This is a genomic window from Rhodoferax sp. U11-2br (genome assembly GCF_018619435.1).
Taxonomy (GTDB): Bacteria; Pseudomonadota; Gammaproteobacteria; order Burkholderiales; family Burkholderiaceae_C; genus Rhodoferax.
In genome coordinates, this window is the sequence record NZ_JAHFZF010000011.1 from 1 (window position 1) to 13,234 (window position 13,234).

Consider the following 13,234-nt stretch of genomic DNA (forward strand, 5'->3'; position numbering starts at 1 on the left):
GCGCCCCGGCCTGGCCCGCCCACCCGGCCTGGATGGCGCAGTTCCTGGCCCTGCTGGGCACCCGGATCACGCCCTAAAACACACCCAGGGGTTGCCGTCTGCCAGTGGCTGAAAACAGGCACCACCTGCCTGGGCTGCCCCTGGTTTGCCCGGATTGACGCCCACCCACACGGTCGGCATGCTGGCCCGTGCCACCACCTCTCGGAGTCGCCCATGTGCCAGGTCTTTGTCAGCGCTGATCCGCATCTGTACCAAAGTCGCGCACGCTCGGTGCGCCTGCACGGCGTGGCCACCAGCATCCGCCTCGAAAACCTGTTCTGGAATGTGCTTGAGACCATCGCCCGGCGTGATGGTTTGGGTGTGCCGCAGCTGTGTACCAAACTCTACGACGAGCTGATCGAGGCGCGCGGTGAGGTGGACAACTTTGCGTCGTTTCTGCGGGTGTGTTGCGGGCGCTACCTGGCGCTGCAACTCTCGGGCGGCATCCCGAGCGACGTGTCGATCCCGATTGCCTGCCTGAACCCGCAGCGGGTGTTGGCCACAGAACACTGGCCGATGGCCATGCTGGCCGCCGTGCCTGCCAGCGCTGCCCAGGTGCGGGCCGCCTAGACCCAACACGAGACCTACGCGCGCTCAGCGCGGCGCGAGCCGGTGGCGCGGCGTGGTGTCGGTGTGGGTGATCAGCACGCCGGTATCCCCCTCCCACAACACGGGTGTCACCGTCATGGTGAACCAGACTTGGGCGTCGGGAGTGTGGCAGGGGTAGGTCAGGCTAAAGGCCTCGATGTCGCCGGACAACACATCGCGAATGCCCTGCACCGCCCGGCTGGTGTGTTTGTGCGGGCTGTGGCCGCGTGAGGCCAGCTCCAGGTCACTGAAGGCCTGCGTCGGCGTTCCTGGGTCGGGCTGCGGGCCAAAAGTCAGGCTGTATTGCTGCCAGGCCAGGTTGGTCATCACGATCTTGCCTTGTGCATCCAGCACCACCGCTTCGTCGGACAAGCCGTCCAGCATGGCGCGCAAGATTGCCTTGGGGTCTTGGTGCTTGTCCGCAGCAGGCGGAACGTTGACGTCAGAAACCGGTATTTTCACGACAGATGCCCTTTACGGGTGACTCAACCCGAGTTCATTCTATCGACCGAATATGTACGCCAGCTGACGTGCGGGCGCGGCCTGCTTGAGCACACGGGGTGGCCCGGCAAGCCCCCCCTCCCCGCAGCGTATCAGTTGAGCATCATGCTCAGGCGTCGGCGGTAGGTCGAGACCAGGGCGGCCTGCGGGTCTTCGGGGGCGGCCACCTTGCCCAGCACCTCGATGCTGGGGGCGGTTTTCCCCGGCGCCGGTGCGGCGGTTTTGGGTTTGGGCGGGGTGAGCAATTCCAGGATCGCCACCATGGCCTTGCGCGGGGCCTCGTCAGCCCACTTCTTGTCACGCATGATGATTTCCAGCAGCTCATCCATGGCGGCGGTCCATTCACCCACCGCCATCAACAACCTGGCTTTGGCAAAACGGATGTCAAAGTCACGCTTGTTGGCAGCAATCCGTTCGTCAAACTGCGCCTCATCCCACATCGCATAAGGGCTGGTAGCTATGAATTTGATGGCATTGAGCCACTGAGACAGGGCTTCAAAACGCAGCTTGCGCGGGATCTCGGCCAGCTTGGGCGCCAGCGCGGCCTCGGCCTCCTCGTGGCCACCGAGCTGGATCAGCAAACGCACATAGTCGTAGCGGGTGTCGTCGTTGCCGGGGTCAGCGGCCAGTGCATCACCCAGTTTTTCGAGCGCGGCCTGGGCGTCGCCCGACTCCAGCAGCGCCATGGCTTCGTCGGCCTCGGCCTCGCCAATTTCTTCTGCTTCGCTGGGCAGGTGTTTGTCCAGAAAGGCCTTGATCTGGGCCGGCGTTTGTGCGCCGGTGAAACCGTCGACCGGTTTGCCTCCCGACATCAGGATGCAGGTCGGGATGCTGCGGATGCCAAAAGCCCCGGCCAGCTGCTGCTCGTCGTCGGCGTTGATCTTGGCCAGCGTGAAGCGGCCCTGGTAGTCCTCTTCAAGCTGCTCCAGCGCCGGCCCCATGGTCTTGCACGGGCCGCACCAGGGTGCCCAGAAGTCGATCAGGATCGGCTGGGTCATGGAGGCGGCAATCACCTCGGTTTCGAAGTTTTGCAGGGTAATTTCAATCATGGCGGTGGGGGGCTTGGGGGTTGAACGGGGTCAAACGTAAAATTCGGGGATGAAAAACATCCAAATCGGTGTGCTCATGGGTTCCAGCTCGGATTGGGACACCATGCAACACGCAGTCCATATTCTCCAACAGTTCGGCATCCCGCACGAGTATCAAGTGGTGTCAGCCCACAGGATGCCTGATGACATGTTTGCCTACGCGCAAAACGCTGTGGGCCGCGGTTTGAAAGCCATCATCGCCGGTGCCGGCGGTGCGGCGCACCTGCCGGGCATGCTGGCGGCAAAAACCACGGTGCCGGTGCTCGGTGTGCCGGTGGCCTCCAAACACCTCAGTGGGGTGGACTCCTTGCACAGCATCGTGCAGATGCCCAAGGGCATTCCGGTGGCCACCTTTGCCATCGGCGCTGCGGGGGCGGCCAACGCCGCGCTGTTTGCGGTGGCCATGCTGGCCAACAACGACATCGTGCTGCGCGCCCGGCTGGAGGATTTCCGCGCCGAACAAACCCAGACGGCGCGCGACATGACGCTGCCGCCCACACCATGAGCCAGCCCCATTGTTTGCCGGGCAGCACCGGCTGGAGTGACAGCGGACAACCCGCCACCCTGGGGGTAATGGGTGGCGGCCAGCTCGGGCGCATGTTTGTGCACGCGGCCCAGAGCATGGGGTATTTCACTGTGGTGCTCGACCCCGACACCAGCAGCCCGGCCGGGCTGGTGAGCCACCAGCACATCCAGCGGGATTACTTGGACACGCAGGGCCTGGCACAGCTGGTGCAACACTGTGCGGCCGTCACCACCGAGTTCGAGAACGTGCCCGCCGCCGCCCTGGCCACCCTGGCCGCGACCCGGCCCACCGCGCCAAACGCCGAGGCAGTGGCGATTGCGCAGGACCGCATCCAGGAAAAAACCCACTTGGCACGCAGCGGGGTGCCGGTGGCGCCTTATGCGGTGATCGAGAACGCGGCCGACCTGGCGACGGTGGCTGACACCCTGCTGCCCGGTATTTTGAAAACCGCACGCCTGGGTTACGACGGCAAGGGCCAGCTGCGTGTGAGCAGCCGGGCCGAGTTGGCCAGCGCCTGGGACGCCCTCAAACAAGTGCCCTGTGTGCTGGAGCAGATGCTGCCGCTGGCCGACGAGTGTTCGGTGATCGTGGCGCGTGGCTGGGATGGCACTTGTGTCCACTTTGCACCGCAGCGCAACCTGCACCGCCAGGGCATTCTGGCGGTGACCCAGGCTTATGAAGGCAATCTGCCTTCAACCCTTGTTGACAAAGCGGTAGAAGCTACCAAAAAAATAGCTGATGAGCTGAACTATGTGGGTGTGTTGTGTGTCGAGTTTTTTGTGCTGGCCGAGGGTTCGCCCGAATCTGCCGCGCTCGGTGGCCTGGTGGTCAACGAGATGGCACCGCGGCCGCACAACAGTGGCCACTACACGCTCGACGCTTGTGACCAGTCGCAGTTTGACCTGCAGGTGCGCACCCTGGCCGGTTTGCCGCTGGTGCAGCCACGCCACCACAGCGCTGCTGTGATGCTCAACCTCCTCGGGGACCTGTGGGTCAACGGAACCATCCCGCCCTGGGATGCGGTGCTGGCCTTGCCCGGGGTGCATTTGCACCTGTACGGCAAGCTGCAGGCCAAACCGGGCCGCAAGATGGGCCACCTGACAGTGACCGCTGCAACGGCGGCTGAGGCCAATGCGGTGGCCTTGGAGGCGGCCCGCCTGCTGGGGATCGATGCATTTTGAAGCGACTCCAGAGGACAAGGGGGCGCCTGTGATCCTGCCCGGCAACAACGCACCATCTATAGCAGAAGCAGCAGACAGCATCAGGTCTGGCAGGCTGTTGGGCTTGCCTACCGAGACGGTCTATGGGCTGGCGGCCGACGCCGACAGCGACGACGCCGTGGCGCAGATTTTTGTCGCCAAAGGCCGCCCGGCCGACCACCCGCTGATCGTGCATGTGGCCGATGCGCACGCCGTGGCCCATTACGCGTCGGACATCCCAGAGTTTGCTCACAAACTCATGGCGGCCTTCTGGCCCGGCCCGTTGACCCTGATCCTGCCGCGCCAACCCGGTGTGGCCCAGGCCGCCGCCGGTGGCAACCCCACGGTGGGCCTGCGTTGTCCGTCGCACCCGGTGGCGGTGGCGCTGTTGCAAGCCTGCGCGGCACAAGGGGTGTGGGGTGTGGCTGCACCCAGTGCCAACAAGTTTGGCCGCGTCAGCCCCACCACCGCAGCCCATGTGGCGGGTGAGTTTGGGGAGGATCTGCTGATTCTGGACGGTGGCGCCTGCAGCGTGGGCATCGAGTCCACCATCATTGACTGCAGCCGGGGCCAGCCGGTGCTGCTGCGCCCGGGCGCCATCACGCCGGAACAGGTACAAGCGGTTTGCGGCCTCAAAGTGCTCCAAAAAGAAGAGCTATCAACCCTTGATAAACAAGCGCCCAAGGCCTCTGGCACCTTGGAATCACACTATGCACCCCGCGCCCGTGTGCGCCTGATGGACGCGGCGGCGATGGACCAAGGCGCCCCCTTGATGCTGGCTGAGGCGAGTTCTGCGACTGGCCCGGTGCTGGGCATCTGGTCCCACAAACCGCTGGCCTTGTCTCATACCCGCTGCCTGTGGCAGGCTATGCCGACTGATGCGGCGCAGGCGGCCCAGCAGCTGTTTGCCACGCTGCGTGCGCTGGATGCCCAGGGGGTGTCTCAGATCTGGGTGCAGACCCCACCGGCCACGCCCGAGTGGGACGGTGTGCGCGACCGGCTGCAGCGCGCCGCGTATTGAGCGCCAGCGGCGCTCAGCGGTAGCGCAGCTTCATCCCCAGAATCGCCGCTGCCAGCGACACCGTGATGGCGTTGGAGATCACGATCGGCCAGGCGTCCATCAGCAGGCCATACACCAGCCAACACGCCACACCGGTGGTGAACACGGTGTACATGCCCAGCGAAATGCCGCTGACATCTTTGGTGCGGAAGGTGTGCCAGGCCTGGGGTAAAAAACTGATGGTGGTCAGCGTGGCGGCGACCGAGCCAATGATGTCAATCAAAGTCATGGGAATGGGGCTGAGGGGAAAACCCGATTGTCGGTCAAGCCAGCGCTCATTTGGGGCCGCTCCGGTCAGCGGCCCAGGGCATTTGTGCCCGAGGTATTGGCCTCAGCAGCCGCCCAGTCCACCACCGCCTCCAGCACCGACCGTGCGGCGGCCGCATTGGGGTGGTTGACGATGGCCACCAGCGTCAGGTGGCGGCCTTGGCTGCCATGCACATACCCGGCCACGGCCTGCACATCACGCAGGCTACCGGTTTTGAGGTGGGCACTGGCCAGGGCCGCACGGCTGCGTTTGAGGGTGCCATCCAAGCCCACCAGCGGCAACGAGGCCATCAGCTCAGGCATGTAGGGCGACAGGTACGCCACCTGCAGCATCCGGCCCAGAGCGGCGGCGCTGATGCGTGCCTGGCGCGACAGCCCGGCGCCGTTCTCGATTTGCGGCACCGGCAGCGCCTGGGTGGCCGTGCCAGCCAGCGCAATGCGGCGTTGCCACCAGCCCCGCAGCACCTCACGCGCGCTCTCAAAGCTGGCCGGGCTGCTTGCGTCGGTATTGCGCGCCAGTGTCAAAAACAGCTGCTGCGCCATCACGTTGTTGCTGAACTTGTTGATGTCGCGGATCACCTCGGCCAGGGTGGGTGAACTCACCCAAAAACTCGGGCTGGTGGCCGGGACGCGGCCATCCAACACACGGCCATCGAGCTTGCCACCCTGGTTGCGCCACAGGCCTTCGATCGCGCGGGCGGCGTAGCTGGGTGGGTCGATGTAGGCCACCGGCCAAAGTTTCTCACCACAGCCCATCGGGTAACCGCCCGCCAAACGGATGCGGGCCGGGTCAGAAAAATCCGCTAACAGACCACCACGGTAGTCCCCGCAGCCGTCTGCGCTGGCACTGCTGAGCAGCGGCACGCTGCTGGGCATCTGTACCCCGGCCAGCGGCGGGTCGATCTGCACCCGTGCCACCCGGTTGGCCGGGTCGGGGGTGAAGGTCATCAGGATCGACTTGAAGTTGACCAGCAGCGCCTCGGGGCTGGCGTTGTAGGGGCGCAGCGGCTCACCGTCAAAGTCGCCCGGCTGGCTGGTGGGTGGTGCAAAAGCGCTGCGGTCGAGCACGATGTCACCCGCAATCCGCTGCACCCCCAGGCCCTGCACCCGGCGCAGCAGCAGCCAGAGTTTTTCGAGCGTCAGCGCCGGGTCACCCTGGCCCGCGATCACCAGATTGCCCTTGAGCACACCGTTGACCACCGGGCCATCCAGCCAGACCGGGGTGCGCCAGGTGTAGGCCGGGCCGAGCAGGTCCAGCGCGGCCGTGGTGGTCACCAGTTTCATGACCGAGGCCGGGTTGACCAGCACCTCGGCCCGGTAACTCAGGCGCGGTGCGGAGAGGCCATTGGCGTCCACCACCAGCAAGCTGATGGCGTCCAACGGCAGCTGCGCACGTGCCAGGGCGCTGCTGATCGACTCGGGCAGCGCCTGGGCGCTGGCGGCCAGAGCGCTGAGGCAAAACCAGAGTGGCAACAGGCAGCGGGCCAGGTGGTGACGGTGGGGAAAGGGTGGTCGGGTCATGGCCAGATTATCCGAGCCACGGATAATGCCGCTCATGACCGATGCCCCCCACCCTCTTCTCGCCCGTTTTGCCCCCCGCACGGTGGGCATCGCTGCGGCCGTGATCACGGTGCTGATCTGGACCTCGTTCATTGTGATTGCACGGGCCTCCAACGACCCGGCGCGGGGTGGCCTGCTGACCCCGTTTGACATCGCCTACTGCCGCATTGTGGGCGCCAGCCTGATCCTGCTGCCCCTGGGGGCTTGGCTGGTGCACCAGGACCGCGCCCGTGGCATCCGGGGGGCGTCCTGGCTGCGGATCTCACCTTTGCCGGGTCACATCACCATCAAGACCGGTTTTTTTGGCGGCCTGCTCTACGCCTTGCTGGCCTACAGCGCCTTTGTGTATGCACCGGCGGTACATGCCTCTGTGCTGATGCCGGGCAGCCTGCCGCTGTGGACTGCCTTGCTGGCGATGTGGCTTCTGTCTGACCGGATCACGCCAGCGCGCGCTGCCGGTCTGGCGCTGATTGTGCTCGGCGACCTGCTGGTGGGTGGCCTGAGCCTGTTGCAGGTGTTTGAAGGCGGCTCGGTCTGGATCGGTGACCTGCTGTTCATGACAGCGGCCATGTGCTGGGCCTGTTACAGCGTGCTGGCGCGGCACTACCGACTGGACGCGGTGCGCGCCACCATCGCCATCACCACCTTTGCCTGTGTGGCCTATTTGCCGATGTACACCGCGATGGCCTTGACCGGTGTGGTCAAGTCGCAGCTGTTCCATGCACCCTGGCGCGACCTGCTGTTTCAGGCGGCGTTTCAGGGCTGGGGCTCGGTGGTGATCTCGGGCGTGACCTTCACCCAGATGATCCGCCACTTTGGCCCGGTGCGCTCCACCATGATCACCGCCCTGGTGCCGGGGCTGTCGGCCCTGAGCGCAGTGCTGCTGCTCGGTGAACCACTGCACTGGAACCTGGCGGCAGGCCTGCTGCTGGTGACCGGCGGCATTTTGTTCGGGGTGCGTGCGGCTGCGCCGAACCTTTCTAAAAACATAGCTATGAAGCCAGTATACAAAAGGGCTGGAGGCTGATTTCTTATATGGACTTGGTGGAGGACGGGTTGGAGCAGTCCACCACCAAAACAGCGATTTTGCGTTTCAGTGCCTCGGGCAGGGTGGCTATCAGGCGTTGCTGCAACTCCTGCGGTGTTTTGGGTTTGTTGCCACCGTCACCTGCCGCGGGCATCAGCTTTCCAGAGAACCAGAAAACCAGGTAGATGCCGTAGCCGTCGCTGGCGGATTCGCGGGCATACTTGGCAATCAGCTGGCTGCCAATCGCTTTCCACAAGTCAGGGTGTGTTTCCCGCTTGACTTCGATCGGGACGTGGTGGGGTGACGCAATCACCTTGATGTCGGCCCGTTTGTCGTCGGCGTAATTGCCTTCCCGTTCAGCCGCCACGCCCACGGTGGCAAGCCGCTGCTTCAGATCGGACAACAGCGCATCGCGGCAGTCGTTTTCAAGTTTGGGTTCGTCGTTGGCCCAATATTGCCGGTAGTCATTGGTGCTGCCGTTGCGGATTTCGCTGGCCAGCTGTGTCAGATGGTCCAGCGTCAGCGCCCACAGATCGGCCGCACTGGCGGGTTGCAAATTCGCCAGCGTGTTGCAGACCTGTTTCACCGTGGCAGGCTGGAACAGCGCCTTGCGCCGTGAAATGCGCTGGTCATAGAGGGCGCGCTTGAAGGTGTCGTGCCACTGCTTCAATTCTGGGCGTCGCTGAAAATCGATCAGCGCTTGCGTAGCGGCATCCTCTGGCGTGTTCGCTAGAGATTGAATGAGATGGCCAACGTAACTGCCGATTTCCGTCTCGGCTGTAAATTCGTATATGCCAGATCGGGGGACTTCAGGACTGCATTTTGGTCCTAGCAAACCAACCAAGAAAATTTGGGCAGAAGGGGGCAAATTAACGCCGAGGCTCCTCTCGCCACGCCGTTGATAGAAGAAGTTGAACACATGGTGGATACGTGTCTGGTTGTTACCGACATACCTGCGCATAGGTTCTAGGTAAGTGTCTGAATCCAATTGCAGACCTGTCGCCAACCAATAAACATGTTGCCCGACATCCAGCGTTTTGTTGGCCAGTTTGGTGGCAGTCAGAAGTCGCATGACGTCCTGTGTGAGATCACGCATGGCAGCCAGAATCAACGTCTGCAATGTCGGCAGCAGCGCCTTGTAGGCTTTTGTAGGAAAGTCCATCAACAGTGGCAAGGTGATTTGTTGTGCCACTGCGGCATAGTCTGCGCTGTGAGCCAAGGCGCTGGGACCGTTGACATGTTCGTTCTTGGCTGCAATTTGAGCCTGGATGTACTTCAACATCACCTTGGCCACCACACTGACCTGCTCGGTCAATAAACGCTTGAACCAACTTGGTGTTTCACCAGACAGGTTTGTCAACTGAAAAGCCACCACGGTTTCGAGAGTCTTGGCAGACAAGTCCAAGGTGGTTGCCGGGTCTTCTGCCTCACGCAAGACCATGGCCGCCACACAAGGGGTGGCGAGGTGGTAGCGCCGACTCTCACCTGCAAGAGCAATGATGTCATCGGCTGAAGGCAGGTCTTCTCTGAAAAGGCATTGGCGCAAACCATGCAGAGCCAGTCGCACCCATTCGGGGTCTTGGTTGAGCAGCTTCAGCAGACGATCTTCTGGCGTAGCTTGGTTGTTTGATCGGAAGTTGTTGAGATAGGCATTTGCCACCTCTACCAACGCGCCAAGATGTGCCGGGCCAGTTTCAAACTCAGGCAGGTGTTTTTGGAAAAAAGTTGTTTTTTCGCGTTGTCTCTGTGCCAGCTTTTCTTTGACTTCATTTTGCTGAGTCTGATAACCGGGGTAAGGTTCTGGCGGCGCACGGCGGTGTTCCAAAACAACTTCCACCCATTGGGCATCAGCAGGATACAAAGTTTTCCAGTTGCGGAGCAACGCAGTTCCCGCGTCTTTGTCGCCAGCCTGTTCTACCAAACGAATGGCGTTAAAAATCAGCTGATGACGCCAATCATCATTTGTGGTTTTTTCAGCCAACGATAGATACCAGTTCTGGCCATCTGCAGATGTGGCAGCACCATGAAACATCGCGTTGATGCGCCACCAGCCGAGTCCTGTGTCCAGGTTCTCTTGGGTCTGTCTGCCCAAGCCATACTCGAAAAGAGCTTTGTAAACGGCTGGACGTGCCTCCAGCCACTGTTTAACAAAGGCTGCGTGTTCGGGTTGTAAACGGTTATCGAAGTGCTCACCCAAACTCAGTCCGAGCCAGCGATACAGGCGTGCTACATCAATGTTCTCTCCGTGCTGGGAAATCCCCTGAACCAGCAGATCACCTATTAGTTCGGTGACATCGAATGGGTCATATTCATCTTTAAGCTGGTAGTTGGTTAACACTAGGGCATCTAATGATGTTGCTACTTCACTTTTTGCAGTCAGTCGTTTTGGCAGATCATGCCAAAACATCCGATAGACCCCTAAAAAATTCTCGGTTTTGGGATGCTGGAAATAGCGCCAAATCTCTGAGGGTGAAATATGGCTTGGATAGAGGGCATCCAGCAGTGTGCCCAGAAGTTCATCCTGCAGGTCTTCAACCTCATTGTTGTGAATGTCTGCCAAAAGCAGAGCTAGCTTGGAATAGTTTTTGTCGTGACGTGTACCAGCCACAAGAGCGTCAAGGGCGGTTGTCCGCAAGCCGGATTGGTAGCTCTTGTCACGGACCACCTGTTCCAACAGGGGGGCCAATGCTGGTATGGGCTGACCATGCTTTATGGCATCCAAAACACAATCCAGCAAAGCCTGATGTGCCTGACTGCGCTCCGGGGATTGCAGCAGCGCCCTGAAGTCGCCCTCCATGTCCGGCGTGGCCAAGGCGCCAAAAGGGTGGCTGGCCCAGTTCTGGCGGCGAAAGGATGAATCCTGCGTGGCTTCGTGTTGCAGGGCCGCCAGCACGGCCAGTTTCTCGATGTGGCTGAAGGCACGAACATCGCCATTGAGCACCACACCCAGCGGGTCGTGGCTGATCAGCACGCGGCGCAGGCTGGGTGGTGCCACAGCCGCCAGCCAGGCATGCAGGCCACGCAGTTCCGGCACCAGACCACCATCTTGGCCCAACATCAGCGCCAGCACGCGGTTGACAGGCAAGCCAGCTTGGATGCGGGAGGCCAGGTAGTGCGCCCCCAGGTACTCGGCCACAGTGCGGTGAACGGGCCGGAAGTCGCCAGTCCCGTCACCCCGAAACAATCGCGTATGCAAGACAAAGCGGCATGTGGGCAGATCGGGGGCAGAGTCAGTGTTTTTCAGATCGGGCAAGGCCACCACGCCTGAACGTGGTTCACTTTGCCGCTGCAAGGCGATGCTGCCACTGGCCGACAACAACATGACCGCGCACAAATACCCTGCAGCCAACAGCGTCTGATCATCCGGCGGGGTGCTGTCGCGGCTATTGGCCAAGTGTTCTTCGTTGAATTCACGCACCAGCTGCGCGCAGGCCATTTCATAGGTGCTTGTCTTGCTGTCAGGCCACTTGTTGTTATTGGCGTTAAGGGCCTTAACCAGCAAACGCAGAGTCTGCGGGTTGTTCAGCAAGCCTTCCAGATCATGATGGGCGGCCTCTTGCATGAAAGTTTCGGCGTGGGCTTCGGTGTAGCCCTGCCAGTGTGCAACCAGTGCTACCGATTGCGCGTGAGTCAACACGGTCAGATGCAACTCTGCAAAGTTGGCGTCTCCGACCAGTCGCCCCAGGGCAGCAGCGTCCGCATTGCCGCGCCAATCGGCCTCGCGGCAGGAGATGCGAAATTTCGGTGTGCCAAGTTGCTGCAGCTGTTGACGAATACTCCCCAGTGGCGTCGCGCCGGATGCGCTGCCTGCGGTGACTTCATCCAGCCCATCAATGAACAGCGGCTCCTGCCAGCCATCGGACAAACCCATCTCCACAAAATCACGCGCACCAACATAGGTGCCGCCTTCGCTGCAGCTGAGGGAGGCAAACACGTCCGATTTCCCCGCACCCGGGTCAGCCAGCAGCACCCAGGCTCGCACATCACGGTAGCGGCTCAAAGGCTGGGGGGCGCTTAACTGCCCGTCTTTGTCACGGGCGCAGGCTTCGCGCACCAGTGGCAGACGGTCTTGGGCGGGGTAGTGACGCGTATTCACACCAAAGCTCACGGCGTATCAAGCCAATGGGCCAGCGGGTAAGACAAAAACTCCGTCAAATCCACCCCGCCCGCGCCCACCAACAAGCGTTTGCAGTGAGGGTGTTGTTTGCAGAATTCCTCCAGTCCACGGAGCTGGCCTGTAGCGGCGGCACTTTTGACCTCAATGGCGGTCATACGCACAGCGTCGGTTATGACAAAGTCCACCTCGTGGGGGCTTTCGCGCCAATAGCTGATGTCTTCATAACTTTCAGCGGTGTTCCACAGATGGGCGCCCACGGCACTCTCCACCAGCCGACCCCAGTAGCTGCGGTCAGCTTGTGCCTGAGCCAGGGTGTAGGGCGTGGCGCTGGACATCAGCGCGGTGTTGAGCACGTTGAATTTGGGCGCCGAGGCGCGTTTGCGTGCGGCACCCACATGGTATTTGTGCAGACCGGTGAGCAGGCCCGCGTTGCTCAGCAGGGTGAGGTAGCCCGCCAAGGTGGTCTCGTTGCCAGCGTCCTGCAACTGGCCTTTGACCTTGCCCAAAGCCAGCAGTTGGCCGGAATAGCTGGCGCCCAGTTCAAACAGCTGCTTGAGCAACGCCGGTTTGTCCACGCGGGTCATTTGCAGAATGTCAGTGTCTATGCTGGGCTGCACTAGGCTGGCCAGTACATAGTTGCGCCAACGAGCTTCGTCGCGAATGAGCCGGGCGGCACCGGGGTAACCACCAAAGTAGATGTATTCGTTGAGCGTGAAGTCAAAGGCCTGGTGCATTTCCAAGTACGACCAGTGCATGACCCGGATCAGTTCGTAACGTCCGGCCAGGCTTTCTGTCAGGCCCTTTTGGAGCAGCAATGGCGAGCTGCCGAGCAGAATCACATGCATGTCCAGGCCCTGGGCACGGTCAGCATCCCACAGGCCTTTGATGGTGTCTGACCAGCGCGGCACTTTCTGGATCTCGTCCAGAACAAAGGCAAAAGTCTGCTGCGGGCGGGTCTGTTGCAATGTCTTGAACTGTTGCCGGGCTTCTTGCCAGCGGCGGATCAACCAGGCGGCATCACGGGGCGCACCATCGACTTCGCTGAATGGCGAGCTGAAGTCGCTGTATGTGAAAGGTCGGGCTTCGGCGGGTTGGTCCACCGCCACAAAATAATGGGTGCAGCCCGCCAGGGCCTGACGCACCAAGGTGGTTTTGCCCACTTGCCGTGGCCCGGTCACAATCGTGATGAATTGTGGTGCTTCCTGCAGTCGACTCTGCAAGATGTAAACCTGGGAACGCTGGAACGTCATAAAAGATACTGA

General features: G+C 61.7%; 11 protein-coding genes and 1 pseudogene. 6 read left to right on the forward strand and 6 right to left on the reverse strand.

The genetic code is table 11. The annotated features are described in order from the left end of the window. Both KKO72_RS09000 and KKO72_RS09005 read left to right on the forward strand, forming a co-directional pair. A pseudogene (locus KKO72_RS09000) lies at positions 1-77 on the forward strand (protease); the annotation flags it as partial. 136 nt (positions 78-213) lie between these two features. Further along, the gene (locus KKO72_RS09005) at positions 214-609 is read left to right on the forward strand and encodes a ribbon-helix-helix domain-containing protein (RefSeq protein ID WP_214937498.1); all 396 of its coding nucleotides are present in this window, start codon (positions 214-216) and stop codon (positions 607-609) included. A 24-nt stretch (positions 610-633) separates the two neighbouring features. Here the strand turns inward: KKO72_RS09005 and KKO72_RS09010 are convergent, their stop codons facing one another. Beyond that, positions 634-1,089, reverse strand: a complete 456-nt coding sequence (locus KKO72_RS09010; RefSeq protein WP_214937500.1) for a PAS domain-containing protein — start codon at positions 1,087-1,089, stop codon at positions 634-636. Between the two features lie 131 nt (positions 1,090-1,220). Then, the gene (gene trxA / locus KKO72_RS09015) at positions 1,221-2,177 is read right to left on the reverse strand and encodes a thioredoxin (RefSeq protein ID WP_214937502.1); all 957 of its coding nucleotides are present in this window, start codon (positions 2,175-2,177) and stop codon (positions 1,221-1,223) included. 49 nt (positions 2,178-2,226) lie between these two features. On the opposite strand from trxA, the gene purE reads away from it, so the two are divergent. The 3 genes from purE to KKO72_RS09030 are packed head-to-tail and all read left to right on the forward strand — an operon-like array spanning position 2,227 to position 4,962. Beyond that, positions 2,227-2,721, forward strand: a complete 495-nt coding sequence (purE, locus tag KKO72_RS09020) for a 5-(carboxyamino)imidazole ribonucleotide mutase (protein ID WP_214937504.1) — start codon at positions 2,227-2,229, stop codon at positions 2,719-2,721. Continuing rightward, positions 2,718-3,923 carry a 5-(carboxyamino)imidazole ribonucleotide synthase gene (locus tag KKO72_RS09025; protein ID WP_214937506.1) on the forward strand — a complete coding sequence of 402 codons (1,206 nt, stop codon included), beginning with the start codon at positions 2,718-2,720 and terminating at the stop codon, positions 3,921-3,923. Before purE ends, KKO72_RS09025 begins: the two co-directional genes overlap by 4 nt. Before the next feature lie 28 nt (positions 3,924-3,951). Next, entirely contained in the window at positions 3,952-4,962 is a 1,011-nt protein-coding gene (locus KKO72_RS09030; protein ID WP_371736861.1) for an L-threonylcarbamoyladenylate synthase, read from the forward strand. Positions 4,963-4,975: 13 nt separating this feature from the next. Here KKO72_RS09030 and KKO72_RS09035 read toward each other — a convergent pair whose 3' ends face one another. Together KKO72_RS09035 and dacB are read right to left on the reverse strand one after the other, a co-directional pair. Next, entirely contained in the window at positions 4,976-5,230 is a 255-nt protein-coding gene (locus KKO72_RS09035) for a SemiSWEET transporter (RefSeq protein ID WP_214937510.1), read from the reverse strand. A 65-nt stretch (positions 5,231-5,295) separates the two neighbouring features. Next, positions 5,296-6,789: a D-alanyl-D-alanine carboxypeptidase/D-alanyl-D-alanine-endopeptidase gene (gene dacB / locus KKO72_RS09040; protein ID WP_214937511.1), complete on the reverse strand. Its 1,494-nt coding sequence runs from the start codon at positions 6,787-6,789 to the stop codon at positions 5,296-5,298. Between the two features lie 34 nt (positions 6,790-6,823). Here dacB and KKO72_RS09045 point away from each other — a divergent pair, with 34 nt between their 5' ends. Next, the gene (locus tag KKO72_RS09045) at positions 6,824-7,855 is read left to right on the forward strand and encodes a DMT family transporter (protein WP_214937513.1); all 1,032 of its coding nucleotides are present in this window, start codon (positions 6,824-6,826) and stop codon (positions 7,853-7,855) included. Positions 7,856-7,859: 4 nt separating this feature from the next. On the opposite strand, the gene KKO72_RS09050 is transcribed toward KKO72_RS09045, so the two are convergent. Both KKO72_RS09050 and KKO72_RS09055 read right to left on the reverse strand, forming a co-directional pair. Next, positions 7,860-11,492, reverse strand: a complete 3,633-nt coding sequence (locus tag KKO72_RS09050) for a hypothetical protein (RefSeq protein WP_214937515.1) — start codon at positions 11,490-11,492, stop codon at positions 7,860-7,862. Between the two features lie 467 nt (positions 11,493-11,959). Beyond that, positions 11,960-13,222 (reverse strand): ATP-binding protein, encoded by a 1,263-nt coding sequence (locus KKO72_RS09055; RefSeq protein WP_214937517.1) that lies wholly within the window; start codon positions 13,220-13,222, stop codon positions 11,960-11,962. Positions 13,223-13,234 lie beyond the last annotated feature (12 nt).